The organism is Actinomadura sp. NPDC048032 (genome assembly GCF_040653175.1).
GTDB lineage: Bacteria > Actinomycetota > Actinomycetes > Streptosporangiales > Streptosporangiaceae > Spirillospora > Spirillospora verrucosospora.
Genome location: NZ_JBEZJP010000241.1, coordinates 1 through 12,058, shown reverse-complemented (window position 1 = coordinate 12,058; position 12,058 = coordinate 1). Strand labels below are relative to the sequence as shown.

Annotated in this window: 12 protein-coding genes; 8 read left to right on the top strand and 4 right to left on the bottom strand. The window is 72.3% G+C overall.

Annotation, left to right across the window (positions count from 1 at the left end):
* Positions 1 to 526 (bottom strand): SRPBCC family protein (locus AB0C69_RS26670; protein WP_360357921.1); only part of this gene is annotated, 526 nt, incomplete at its 3' end.
* 135 nt (positions 527 to 661) lie between these two features.
* Between AB0C69_RS26670 and AB0C69_RS26665 the strand changes: the two genes are divergently transcribed.
* Positions 662 to 1,309, top strand: coding sequence for a WHG domain-containing protein (locus AB0C69_RS26665; protein ID WP_353834796.1), 648 nt, complete (start codon positions 662 to 664; stop codon positions 1,307 to 1,309).
* Between the two features lie 136 nt (positions 1,310 to 1,445).
* Positions 1,446 to 2,123: a GntR family transcriptional regulator gene (locus AB0C69_RS26660; RefSeq protein WP_345173259.1), complete on the top strand. Its 678-nt coding sequence runs from the start codon at positions 1,446 to 1,448 to the stop codon at positions 2,121 to 2,123.
* A gap of 21 nt (positions 2,124 to 2,144) precedes the next feature.
* On the opposite strand, the gene AB0C69_RS26655 is transcribed toward AB0C69_RS26660, so the two are convergent.
* The 3 genes from AB0C69_RS26655 to AB0C69_RS26645 are packed head-to-tail and all read right to left on the bottom strand — an operon-like array spanning position 2,145 to position 4,736.
* Positions 2,145 to 3,230 (bottom strand): 4-oxalomesaconate tautomerase, encoded by a 1,086-nt coding sequence (locus AB0C69_RS26655; protein ID WP_360357919.1) that lies wholly within the window; start codon positions 3,228 to 3,230, stop codon positions 2,145 to 2,147.
* Positions 3,227 to 3,961 (bottom strand): 4-carboxy-4-hydroxy-2-oxoadipate aldolase/oxaloacetate decarboxylase, encoded by a 735-nt coding sequence (locus AB0C69_RS26650; protein WP_345173255.1) that lies wholly within the window; start codon positions 3,959 to 3,961, stop codon positions 3,227 to 3,229. Before AB0C69_RS26650 ends, AB0C69_RS26655 begins: the two co-directional genes overlap by 4 nt.
* Before the next feature lie 28 nt (positions 3,962 to 3,989).
* Positions 3,990 to 4,736, bottom strand: coding sequence for a PIG-L deacetylase family protein (locus AB0C69_RS26645; protein WP_360357917.1), 747 nt, complete (start codon positions 4,734 to 4,736; stop codon positions 3,990 to 3,992).
* Positions 4,737 to 4,964: 228 nt separating this feature from the next.
* On the opposite strand from AB0C69_RS26645, the gene AB0C69_RS26640 reads away from it, so the two are divergent.
* The 6 genes from AB0C69_RS26640 to AB0C69_RS26615 all read left to right on the top strand — a co-directional run.
* Positions 4,965 to 6,656: a hydantoinase B/oxoprolinase family protein gene (locus AB0C69_RS26640; RefSeq protein ID WP_360357915.1), complete on the top strand. Its 1,692-nt coding sequence runs from the start codon at positions 4,965 to 4,967 to the stop codon at positions 6,654 to 6,656.
* Positions 6,653 to 8,719 carry a hydantoinase/oxoprolinase family protein gene (locus AB0C69_RS26635; protein WP_360357913.1) on the top strand — a complete coding sequence of 689 codons (2,067 nt, stop codon included), beginning with the start codon at positions 6,653 to 6,655 and terminating at the stop codon, positions 8,717 to 8,719. The genes AB0C69_RS26640 and AB0C69_RS26635 overlap by 4 nt, the downstream gene beginning before the upstream one ends.
* Positions 8,720 to 8,787: 68 nt before the next feature.
* The gene (locus AB0C69_RS26630) at positions 8,788 to 9,564 is read left to right on the top strand and encodes an urea carboxylase-associated family protein (protein ID WP_345173597.1); all 777 of its coding nucleotides are present in this window, start codon (positions 8,788 to 8,790) and stop codon (positions 9,562 to 9,564) included.
* Positions 9,561 to 10,493 carry a transporter substrate-binding domain-containing protein gene (locus AB0C69_RS26625; protein ID WP_345173249.1) on the top strand — a complete coding sequence of 311 codons (933 nt, stop codon included), beginning with the start codon at positions 9,561 to 9,563 and terminating at the stop codon, positions 10,491 to 10,493. The genes AB0C69_RS26630 and AB0C69_RS26625 overlap by 4 nt, the downstream gene beginning before the upstream one ends.
* Positions 10,477 to 11,466, top strand: a complete 990-nt coding sequence (locus AB0C69_RS26620) for an amino acid ABC transporter permease (protein ID WP_360357912.1) — start codon at positions 10,477 to 10,479, stop codon at positions 11,464 to 11,466. The genes AB0C69_RS26625 and AB0C69_RS26620 overlap by 17 nt, the downstream gene beginning before the upstream one ends.
* Positions 11,467 to 11,479: 13 nt before the next feature.
* The coding region (locus tag AB0C69_RS26615; protein WP_360357910.1) for an amino acid ABC transporter ATP-binding protein at positions 11,480 to 12,058 on the top strand (579 nt) is incomplete at its 3' end.

Genomic DNA, 12,058 nt, shown 5'->3' with positions numbered 1-12,058 from the left:
GGACGCCTCCCCTGACCCTGGTGAAGGTCCACAGGTGGACACCTTCGTCGATGCGGACCCCCTCACCGATCGCGGGCCCGCTCCATAGGACGCAGACTCCGGGCCGCAGCCGCTGGACGGTGGAGGTGATGGTCAGCGTCGTGGCGGGCGTCGTCGGGGTGGGGGGCGCCGGTGTGGTCCACCGGAACCTCGACCCCTCGCGGAGGGGGCCCGGGTCGAGGCGCTTCATGGACAGGACGGGCTCCTGCCAGTCCGGCCAGCGCTCCACGTCCGCCTGGAGCCCGAAGACGGTGCTCAGCGGGGCCTTGATCAGGATGTCGCTCCGGTAGCGGATGAGGGCGGCGGGATCGACGCCCTCGCCCCGGCACTGCGACCGGCCGCCGCGGTCGGCCGGAGCGGCGTGCGCGGCCGGGACCGCGCCCGCGAGCACGCCCGCGGCGAGCGAGAGCGTGAGCGCGGTCGCGCGGGTCCGCCCCCCGGAACGGAGGCGGCGGACGGACGGGCCCGAGGTGCTGTTGCCGAACATGGTGTCCCTTTCGATATAAGCTCATGCTTTCGTTAGAAGTTATAACCATCCGGGCCGGGCCGCGTCAACGGGTTCGGTGATACCTTCTAACTAATTCTTGGCGGTGTAGCTTCGTCGGCGGATAGGAGGCCCGTCATGGCGGAGCCGGACACCGGGAGCCCGCGCGGGCGCTACCGGGCGCAGGTGCGTGCGGAGATCAAGGAACGCGCGTGGGAGCAGATCGCCGCGGCGGGCGCGTCCGCGCTCTCCCTCAACGCGATCGCCAAGCGGATGGGCATGAGCGGGCCCGCGCTCTACCGCTACTACGCCGGACGCGACGAGCTGATCACCGAACTCGTCCGGGACGCCTACCGGAGCCTCGCCGACACGCTCCGCTCCGCCGCCGAGGCGGGCGCCGGCCTGGCGGGCCTCGCGCACGCCGTGCGCGGCTGGGCCCTCGCCGACCCGCACCGGTACTTCCTCGTCTACGGCACCCCCGTGCCCGGCTACCACGCGCCGGACGACACGACGGCCGTCTCCGACGAGATCATGGCGATCCTGCTCGACGCCTGCGCGGCGCCTTCCGAGGAGGAGCCCGCCACGCCGTTCGACGCGCACCTGGAGGGCCACCGCGACTGGGCACGCGGCCATCCGGCCCCGCCGGCGGCCCTGCACCGCGCCCTGACCTTCTGGACCCGCTGCCACGGCGTCCTGTCCCTGGAGCTCGCGGGCCATTTCGCCGGCATGGGCTTCGACCCGGCGCGGCTCTTCGCGGCCGAGGTGGACGGCCTGGCCGCGCACTGACCCGGCGGCCCGGAGGCCCGGGTCGCGGCGCGGCCCTTCCCTGCGCCCTCAGTGTCTGAGAAAATGGCGCTAATATTGTTGCGAATATAGGCACCCGTCGAGACCCGGCGGGCATCCGGAGGGAGAGTCCCCGTTGGTGTCCCGAAGGAGCGGTCCCGCCGCCGACGACCAGAGCCCGGCGGACCGGCTGCGCGCGCTGATCCTCGCGGGCGAGATGGCCCCGGGGCAGCGGCTGGTGGAGGGCGATCTCGCCGAGCTGCTCCAGGTGAAGCGGTCGGCGGTGCGCACGGCGCTGGTGGAGCTCACCGCCGAGAGGCTCGTCGAGCGGATCAAGAACCGCGGGGCCCGGGTCCGCGTGATCACCGTCGCCGAGGCGATCGCGATGTACGAGTGCCGCATGGTGCTGGAGGGCCTGTGCGCCCGCAAGGCCGCGGAGAACGTCACCGACGACGAGGCCGAGGAGCTGCGCACGATCGGCGCGAGCATGGAGGCGGCCGTCCGGGACGGGGACCCGCTCCGGTACTCGCAGCTGAACGAGCGGCTGCACACCCGGATCCGGGAGATCGCGGCCCAGCCGGTCGCGATGGAGATGCTCGAGGGCATGCACGCGCAGCTGGTCCGGCACCGCTTCCGGCTGGCCCTGCGCCCCGGGCGGCCGGGGCAGTCCCTGCCCCAGCACCTGCGGATCATCGCGACCGTCGCCGCCCGGGACGCCGAGGCCGCCGAGGCGGCCATGCGCGAGCACGTCCTCGATGTGATCAGGGCCCTCGGCGAGGGCGACGAGCTGGCGCTGGGACCGCTCCCGGCCGAGTGAGGCCGCCGGCGGCCGGGCGCCTCAGCTGCGGGGGAACGCCGTCCCGTCGAACAGCTTGCGCGCCGTCCGCACGACGCCGCTGCGCCGCACTACCGGCGGTTCGGCGGCCGGATCCACGTCCACCTCGATCACCAGGTGCCCCGTCGGGTGCTCGACGTCCACGCGGGTGCCGCCGGCCGGCCAGGACGCGGTGAGGTCGTGGCCGACGGCGCCGGGCAGGCGGACGGCGGTCACGGCGGAGATGGCGCCCAGCACGCCGATCGCGGTGTGCGGGGTGACGGGGATGAACGTCCGGGTGGCGAGCATGCCGCCGTCCCTCGGCTCGGCCACGAGCGTGGTCTTCGGGACGGACGAGGCGGTGACGTCCCCCAGCCCCATCAGCGCACCGGCCCGGATCCGCAGCCGGTCGACGCGTTCCAGCAGCCGCCGGTCGGCGGCCAGTTCAGCGTGGGACTCGTGGCCGCTCAGGCCGAACGACGCGGCGGCGGCGACGACCACCGGCATGCCGTTGTCGACGCAGGTGACGGGGATCCCGTCGACCACGTCCCGCACGCCGCCCGTGGGAAGCAGCCGGCCGGTCGCCGACCCGACGGTGTCGGCGAACTCCAGCACCACCGGCGCCGCCGTCCCCGGGACGCCGGCGATCGCGGTGCCGCCGGCGTACCGCACGACGCCTCCCGGAGTCGGGAAGCGCGTGCGGGCCACGCTGCCGGAGTTGACCATGCGGATGCGCACCACGGTCTCCGGGTCGCCGGCCGGGACGAGCCCCCGCTCCACGGCGAACTGCCCCACCCCGGCCAGGAGGTTGCCGCAGTTCTGCCGGTCGCTGACCACGGCCTCGTCCACGCCCACCTGGAGGAAGAGGTAGTCGACGTCGACGCCGGGACGGGTGGAGCGCGAGACGACCGCGACCTTGCTGGTCAGGGACGTCGCCCCGCCCAGCCCGTCGATCTGCCGGGGGTCGGGGGCGCCCATGACGCGCAGTAGCAGATCGTCCCGTTCGGCGGGGTCGCCGGGAAGGTCGCCGGCGAGGAAGTACGCGCCCTTGGACGTGCCCCCGCGCAGGAGCATGCAGGGCACGCCGCCTTCCGCCGTTCCCGCCGTCACCGGGCGCTCCCCGTCGCCCGGTCCTCGGCCGCGCGCTCCGCGGCGTACTCCCGGGCGGTGACGTAGCGAACGCCGAGCCGGACGAGCGTGGCCCGCAACCCGTACCGGTCCAGACCGAGTTCGCCCTCCCGGAAGGCGGCGCGTGTGGCCTCCTCCTTCTCCGCGCGAGCCCGGGACGCCGCCAGCGCCCGGTCGACCGCGGTCCGGGGGACGCACACCACTCCGTCGTCGTCGGCCAGGACGGCGTCCCCCGGGCGGATCGTCTGCCCGCCGATGACGACGGGCGTGTTGACGCATCCGGCGGTGGCCTTGACGGAGCCCTGGGCGCTGACCGCGGCGGACCACACGGGGAAGCCGATGCGGTGCAGGTCGTCGACGTCGCGGACCCCGGTCGCGGTGACCAGTCCGCGCACCCCCCGCTTCATCAGCGCGGTGGCGAAGAGCTCGCCGAACAGGCCGTCCGCGCAGTGCGAGGTCGTCGCGACGACCAGGACGTCGCCGGGGCGGCACTGCTCGACCGCGGCGTGGATCATGAGGTTGTCGCCGGGCCAGCAGAGCGCGGTGACGGCCGTCCCGCCGATGCGCGAGCCGAGGTGCACCGGCCGGATGCCCGGCCCGAGGTATCCGGCGCGGCCCAGCGCCTCGTGGACGGTGGCCACGCCGTGGGCGGCCAGCGCGTCGACCCGGTCCAGCGGGGCGCGCGGCGGGTCGGTGACGATCACCTTCTCCATCAGGACTCCTCCCGGATCCGGCCGCCGCTCATGCCAGCGCCCCCGTGACCTGCGGGTAGAGCCGCGTGTAGGCCTCGCCCATCGTGGCGTGCGGCAGGCCGAGGTTCGGCCCCGCGTTCCGCTTCAGCTGCACGCCGCGCCGCCGGGCGAGATCGGTGTAGTAGTCCCACATGTGCTGCTGGGCGGGCAGGCACTCCATCGCGGCGCGCTTGCGCTCGAACGTGGACGTGATGTCGAGCAGGACGTCGGGACGGAACTCGCACATCTCCGGCTGGTGCGGCTCGAAGCAGAACACCGGCGGCGCGCCGAGGGGGTCGCCCGGCGCGTCGTACCCGATCGCCTGGGCCAGCACGCGCGCCTGCAGGGCCATGCGGGCGGCGGCCGGGTGGTCGCCGTTGTAGGGGTCCGCGAGCGTGTGGGTCAGGACGACGCTCGGGGCCACGTCGCGGTAGACGCGGACGAGGCGGTCGACCAGCTCGGGGGTCTCCCGCAGGGGGTAGTCGCCGGCGTCGAGGAAGACGACCTCCGCGCCGAGGGCCTTCGCTGCGTTCTCGGCCTCGGCGCGCCGGATCTTCTTGATCTCGTCCAGCTGCCTGCCCTCGCGCCAGGCGCGGGCGGACTCCCCGCGCTCGCCGTAACTCAGGCAGACGACGGTGGCTCTCTCGCCCCGTTCGGCGGCCAGCGCGATCGCGCCGCCCGCGCGCCAGACGAAGTCGCCGGCGTGGGCGCTGACGACCAGGAGCGATGCCGGGCTCTCCGGTGGACGTGTGGACATGCTCTACCTCATCTCTGGGGGCTCCTCGCCCGCCGACCCGGCAGGTCGCTTCGGGGGGTGCGGCGGGGGCGCGTCGAGTGGCGGGCCGCCTTCAGCATGTGAGGTGCCCGACGGATTGTCAACAATCTGGGTGCACAAAATTGTTCGCCAGAATAGTTGACAGCGCGGCGGGGGCGCGCCAACCATAGGGCCACCCACCTTTACCCAGGTCAACGGAGGGAGTGGGCTATGACCGCAGTCGACATCGGCGCCGCCGACGAGGAGCTGGCGCCCTCTGCGCGCATCGACCCGATCACACTGGAGATCCTCTGGAGCCGGCTGATCGCCATCGCCGACGAGGCCGCGACGACCCTGAAACGGACGGCCTTCTCGCCCATCGTCACGGAGTCCAACGACTTCGCCTGCGTCGTCTTCGACGCCCGCGGCAACGCGATCGCCGAGAACACCATCGGCATCCCCAGCTTCAACATGACGATGGGCGTGACCCTCGCGGAGATGCTCGCCTGGCGCCCCGCCGACCAGTGGCGTCCCGGCGACGTCGCCTGCACGAACAACCCCTGGATCACCTCCGGGCACCTGCCCGACGTGACGGTCATCGCCCCGGTCTTCCGGGAGGGCCGCCTCCTCGGCTGGACCGGCAGCATCGCCCACATGGCCGACATCAGCGGCGCCCTCTGGTCCGCCGACACCCGCTCGGTCTACGAGGAGGGCATGTTCATCCCGCCGATGCTGCTCATCGAGCAGGGCGAGCTCAACGAGACGCTGCTGAGGATCCTGCGGGCGAACCTGCGCATGCCGGTCGAGGTGGTGGGGGACCTGATGGCGCAGGTCACCGCCGGCAGAACCGCCGCCCAGCGCCTGGTCGAGTTCGCCGACGAGACCGGCGTCGACTCCCTCGACGAGATCTCCGGCGAGATCTGCCGGCTCTCCGAGCGGTCGATGCGCCGGGCCGTGGCCGCGATCCCCGACGGGACCTACCGCGCCGGCCACGACCTCGACGGGACGATGGACGGGGAGGCCGTCCACCTGGAGGTCGCCGTCACCGTCCGGGGCGACGCCATGACGGTCGACTACACCGGCACCTCCCCCGAGGTGACGCGGGCGCTCAACGTGGTCAAGCCGTACACCGACGCGTACACCTGTTACCCGCTCAAGTGCGTGCTCGACCCGAACACCCCGCGCGCCGAGGGCTCCTACCGCTGCATCACCGTCTCGGCCCCCGAGGGCTCGATCCTCAACCCGCGCTATCCCGCGCCGGTCAACGCCCGCCAGCTCGTCGGCCACTGCCTGGCCATCACCCTCTACAAGGCCCTGGCGCCCGTCATCCCCGACCGGGTGATCGCCGAGTCGGGCAGCGCGCCGTCGCTGCGCGCCGTGATCTCGGGCCCGCGCGACGAATCCGGGAGGCAGTTCACCGCCATCCCGTTCATCAACGGCGGCATGGGGGCCCGCCCGGTCGCCGACGGCCTGTCGACGACGTGCTTCCCCTCGAACATCGAGGCCGGCTCCATGGAGGCCCTGGAGGCCACCGCCCCGCTGCGGATCCGGCGCAAGGAGCTCCTCCCCGACTCCGGCGGAGCGGGGAAGTACCGCGGCGGTCTCGGGCAGAACGTCGAGATCGAGCTGCTCGCCCCCGGCGAGTGCACGCTGTCCCTCTTCGTGGAACACGTCCGCAACCGCCCCGAGGGCATCCTCGGCGGCCACGCGGGCGGGGCCTCCCGGGTGACGGTCAACGGCCGCGGCGACGGCTTCCCGCTCAAGGGACGCAGCAGGATCCGTCCGGGAGACCGGATCAACATCGACTATCCGGGCGGCGGCGGTTACGGCGACCCGGCCGAGCGCGACCGCGACGCCGTCCGGGCCGACGTCCACGCAGGACTCGTCTCGGAGACCGCGGCCCGGGAGGTCTACGGACTGTGAACGACATCCAGGTCCCCAGAATCGCCGGCGTCGACGTCGGCGGAACCTTCACCGACATCGCCGTCCACGACCCCGTCCGCGGCGTGGTGGAGGTGCACAAGCTCCCCACCACCCCGGACGACCCGACCGACGCCATCATCGACGGCCTGAACGCCCTCGGCGGGGCCCCGCTCGTCGTGCACGGCACCACCCTCGTCACCAACGCCCTGATCGAGCGCCGCGGCGCCCCGACCGGACTGATCACCACCACCGGGTGGCGCGACGTCCTGGAGATCGCCAACGAGCTGCGCTACGACACCTTCGACCTCTTCCTGCGCCGCGCCGAGGCGCTGGTGCCCCGGCACCTGAGGCTGACGGTGGACGGGCGGATCGGGGCCGACGGCTCCGAGGTCGAGCCGCTCGACGAGGACGCGGTGCGCGAGGCCGGCCGCCGGCTCCTCGACCAGGGCGTGCAGGCGGTCGCCGTCGGGTTCATCAACTCCTACCGCAACGGGGTGCACGAGCGGCGCGCGGTCGAGATCCTGCGCGAGGCGTTCCCCGAGCTCACCGTCTGCGCCTCCGCCGACGTGGCGCCCGAGATCCGGGAGTACGAGCGGTTCTCCACCGCGGCCGCCAACGCCTTCGTGCAGCCGCTGGCCACCCGGTACCTGCGGCGGCTCGCCGACCGGCTCGGCACCCCACCGATGATCATGCTGTCGGACGGCGGCATCACCACGGCCCGCGCCGCCTCCGAGCGCCCGATCGCCCTGGTCGAGTCCGGACCGGCCGCCGGCGCCATGGCCGCCGCCCACATGGCGACGACCTGCGGCTTCGAGGACGTCGTCGCGTTCGACATGGGCGGCACGACCGCGAAGGTCTCCCTGGTCCACGACGGCGCGCCCGCGCGCACCCACCTGATGGAGGTGGCCCGCGCCCACCGCTTCAAGCGGGGCAGCGGGTTCCCCGTCCGGGTGCCGACCGTCGACCTCATCGAGATCGGCGCCGGCGGCGGCAGCGTCGCCTGGGTCGACGACCTCGGGCTGCTCAAGGTCGGCCCGCGCAGCTCCGGCGCCGTCCCCGGCCCCGCCTGCTACGGCAAGGGCGGCACCGAGCCCACCGTCACCGACGCGGACCTGGAGCTCGGCTACCTGGCGCCGGACAGCTTCCTCGGCGGCGCCATGACGCTGGACACCGCCGCCGCGGGACGGGCCCTGGACCTGCTGGCCGCCCGCCTGCGCACCGACAGGCGCACCACGGCCGCCGGCATCGCCGACGTCGTCAACAACGCCATGGCGACCGCGGCCCGCCTCTACATCTCCGAGCAGGGGCGCGACCCGCGCCGCTACCGGATGGTCGCCTTCGGCGGGGCCGGGCCCGTGCACGCCTACGACGTCGCCCGCCTCCTGCACATCGGCGAGGTCGTCTTCCCGCGCGGGGCCGGCGTCGCGTCCGCGATCGGCATGCTGGTGGCGCCCCGTGCCGTCGAGTGCACGACGTCGCTGGTCGTCCCCCTCGACGAGCCGGACTGGAACGCCGTGGACGCCGTCCTGAAGGAACTGGAGAGCCAGGCGCGGGCACAGCTCGACGAGGCGGACGTCGACCCCGCGGACGTCAGGCTGGAGGCCGCGGCCGACATGCGGTACGTGGGCCAGGGATACGAGCTGACGGTGCCGATCCCGCTCGACGTCGTCCGCGACCACGACACGGCCGGCCTGGTCGAAGCCTTCGAGACCGAGTACCGCGCCCGGTTCGACCGGGTCCTCAAGGGCATGCCCGCCCAGGTCATCTCCTGGCGGCTGCGCGCGCTCTCCTCGCCCGTGGTGAGGACCGTGGAACTCGCCACCGGCGCCGCCGCGCACTCCGCGGCCCCCCTCGGCACCCGCCCCGCGTACTTCGCGGAAGTCGGCGACTACACCGACACGCCGGTGTACCGCCGCGTCGACCTCGCCCCGGGCAGCACCGTCGCCGGGCCCGCGCTGATCGAGGAGACGGAGTCGACGGTCGTCGTCGGCCCCTCCGGATCCGTCCGGGTCGACGACATGGGCAATCTCGTCATGACCATCACGAGCGGAGACGGCGAATGACCACCTCTCAGCGCCCCGAGCCGATCTATCCGGCCGGCATCCTTCCGAGCAAGTACACCGACACCGCGATGTACGAGGCGATCGGCGAGGCGACCGACCGCCGCACCCTCGTCGAGGAGTTCACCCTCCCCATCCGCACGGGGAAGGCGTGGCGCGTCGAGGCGGGCCAGGTCTGCCGGGTGTCGACGCCCGAAGGCCCGCAGGTCGGCGACTTCAACTTCTTCAACGCGGACAACCCGCGCGAGCGGTTCTGGGCCGCGCGCACCCGCCAGATCCAGGGCACGCACGTCACGACCGGCGACCGCCTGTGGTCCTGCCTGCCCTACCTGCGGCCGATGCTGACGATCACCGGGGACAGCGTCGCCTACGGCGTCGACGAGTACGGCGGCGGCTGCCACGACCTGCTCGGCTCCCGCTGCGACCCGCACATGAAGAAGCTGCTGACCGGCGAGGACGTGGACGACCACTGCCACACGAACCTCGTCTCCGCCGTCGAGCCGTTCGGGCTGGGCGAGATGGACGTGCACGACGTCCTGAACGTCTTCCAGCTGACGGGGCTGGTCGACGGCAAGTACTACACCGCGGCGTCCCCCGCGAAGCCCGGCGACCACATCGAGTTTCTCGCCGAGATCCCCCTGCTGTGCGCGCTGTCGAACTGCCGCGGCGGCGACCTCTCCCAGCCCCGCTGGGGACCGGGCGCGCAGGACACCACCGAGCACTGCCGCCCCCTGCACATCGAGATCTTCGACCTCGACCCGTCCCTGCTGGACGGCTGGACCACGCCCGAGCCGTCCACCTACGGCGGGCCCCAAGGACACGGCACGACCCGAACGAGGACCCCATGAACGTACTGCGACACTCTCGACGTGACCGCGCGCTGCTCCTGGCCGCCTCGGCGGCGGTGGCCCTGACGGCCTGCGGGGTCACCTCCGCCGAGGACGGAAAGGGACCCGACACCGGGGCGGCCCTCAAGATCGACGCGATCGCCGTCGACAAGAAGGCGCAGGCCGAACTGCCGGAGGCGCTGAGGAAGTCCGGCACCCTGAAGGTGGCGAGCGAGCTCGACTGGCCGCCGTTCTCCTACAAGGACGACAGCGGGCAGACCACGGGCATCGACGTCCTCATGGTCCAGGCGATCGGCAGGAAGCTCGGCCTGAAGACCAGCATCGCCGACCTCGGCGCCGACACCATCATCCCCAGCGTGCAGAACGGCCGCTACGACGTGGCGGTCAGCCAGCTCGTCACCACGCCCGAACGGCTCCGGGCGGTGAACTTCGTCGACTACATCCAGAACACGCTGGGGATCATCCAGCACAAGGACTACTCCCCCCAGGTCACCCCCGCCGACATGTGCGGGAAGACGTTCGTGGGCACCCAGGGGACCGGGCCCCTCGACTTCACGCGGCAGTACTCCGAGAAGGAATGCGTCGCCAAGGGCAAGCCCAAGATGACGATCCACGTCTTCGACAAGAGCGCGGCCACGATCCTCGCCGTGGGCAACAAGCGCGGCGTCTTCCTCACCAACCGCGCGGTGGGCGAGTACGTGGCGGCCACCTCGGGCAACGGCCTGGTGATGGGCAAGGAGACGATCCCCGGGTCCCGCACCCTCTCGGGGATCGCGTACTCCAAGAAGCAGCCCGAAGTCGGGAAGGCCGTGCAGGCGGCGCTGCTGTCCCTGATGAACGACGGCACGTACCAGAAGATCCTCGAAAGGTGGAAGGTCACCGACCAGGCCCTCAAGACGAGCGAGATCCGCAATGAAACCGGGTCCTGACGTCGCGCGGCCGGCCGCCTCCGGCGGGGGGCGGCCGAACCGCCCCCGCGCCCACGAGGTCGTCCCGCACCCCGATCCGAGCGAGGCGACGCCGGTCGAGGCCGGCCGCGCCCGGGAACCGGGCAACTGGATCGCGTGGCTCCTCGTGGCCTTCGTGGCGGTGTGGCTGACCCACGCCCTGTTCACCAATCCCGGGTTCGAATGGGACGTCGTCGGCGAGTACCTCTTCGCCCCCGAGATCCTCAAGGGCACCGCCGTCACGGCGCAGCTCGTCGCCCTGTCGATGCTCATCGCCATCGCGCTGGGGATCGTCCTCGGCGTGATGCGCCTGTCGAACAACTCGGCGGCCTACCTCGCCTCGAGCGCCTACGTCTGGTTCTTCCGCGGCACGCCCGTGCTGGTCCAGCTGATCTTCTGGTACAACATCGCGACGCTCTACCCGCACTTCAAGCTGGGCGTCCCCTTCGGGGGACCGGAGTTCGCCGCCGTCGACAGCAACCGGGTGATGACGTCCTTCACCGCGGCCGTGATCGGGCTGAGCCTCAACGAGGCGGCGTACTACGCCGAGATCGTCCGCGCGGGCATCCTCTCGGTCGACCGGGGGCAGACCGTCGCCGCCAAGGCGCTCGGCTTCACCCCCGTCCAGGTCGTCCGGCGCATCGTGCTCCCGCAGGCGATGCGGGCGATCGTCCCGCCCACCGGCAACCAGATCATCGCCATGCTCAAGTACTCGGCCCTCGCGAGCGTCATCGCGGTGCCCGAGCTCCTGCACTCCGCCCAGACCATCTACAACCGCACGTTCGGCACGATCCCCCTGCTCATCGTCGCCTCGATCTGGTACCTCGTCCTCGTCACCGTCCTGTCGATCGGCCAGCGCTACGTGGAGCGGTACTTCTCACGCGGTCACCTCGACGACGGCGTCGACCGCTTCGCCGCCCTCAAGCGGCGCATGCCCATTCTGCGGAAGCTCTAGGAGGAGGGCCGCCATGGAGCAACCGATGGTGCACGCCGACAACGTGCACAAGTCCTACGGCGCCACGCCGGTCCTCAACGGCGTGTCGCTGACGGTCGAGCGCGGCGAGACGGTCTGCGTGATGGGACCGTCCGGGTCCGGGAAGAGCACCTTCCTGCGCTGCATCCACAACCTGGAGACGATCGACGCCGGACGCATCCGGGTCGACGGGGAACTCGTCGGCTACCGCGAGGGGAGGGGCGGACGCCTCCAGCACCTCGGCGGCAGGGAGGTCTGCCGCCAGCGGTCCCAGATCGGCATGGTCTTCCAGCACTTCAACCTCTTCCCGCACATGACCGTGCTGGAGAACGTCACCGCCGCCCAGATCCGGGTGAAGGGGGTCAGGCAGGGCGAAGCAGAGGCCACCGGCAGGAAGCTCCTCGCCGACGTGGGGCTCGCCAACAAGGCCGGCAGCTATCCCCGGCAGCTCTCGGGAGGGCAGCAGCAGCGCGTGGCGATCGCCCGCGCCCTCGCGATGGACCCCAAGGTGATGCTGTTCGACGAACCCACCTCCGCGCTGGACCGTCCCGGTCGGCAAGGTGCTCGGCCTGAC

Bases quoted from the DNA above. Each gene is read 5' to 3' on its own strand.
- AB0C69_RS26620 (WP_360357912.1), top strand. From the start codon at position 10,477: ATGAAACCGGGTCCTGACGTCGCGCGGCCGGCCGCCTCCGGCGGGGGG.
- AB0C69_RS26630 (WP_345173597.1), top strand. From the start codon at position 8,788: ATGTACGAGGCGATCGGCGAGGCGACCGACCGCCGCACCCTCGTCGAG.
- AB0C69_RS26645 (WP_360357917.1), bottom strand. From the start codon at position 4,736: ATGTCCACACGTCCACCGGAGAGCCCGGCATCGCTCCTGGTCGTCAGC.
- AB0C69_RS26640 (WP_360357915.1), top strand. From the start codon at position 4,965: ATGACCGCAGTCGACATCGGCGCCGCCGACGAGGAGCTGGCGCCCTCT.
- AB0C69_RS26665 (WP_353834796.1), top strand. From the start codon at position 662: ATGGCGGAGCCGGACACCGGGAGCCCGCGCGGGCGCTACCGGGCGCAG.
- AB0C69_RS26650 (WP_345173255.1), bottom strand. From the start codon at position 3,961: ATGGAGAAGGTGATCGTCACCGACCCGCCGCGCGCCCCGCTGGACCGG.
- AB0C69_RS26625 (WP_345173249.1), top strand. From the start codon at position 9,561: ATGAACGTACTGCGACACTCTCGACGTGACCGCGCGCTGCTCCTGGCC.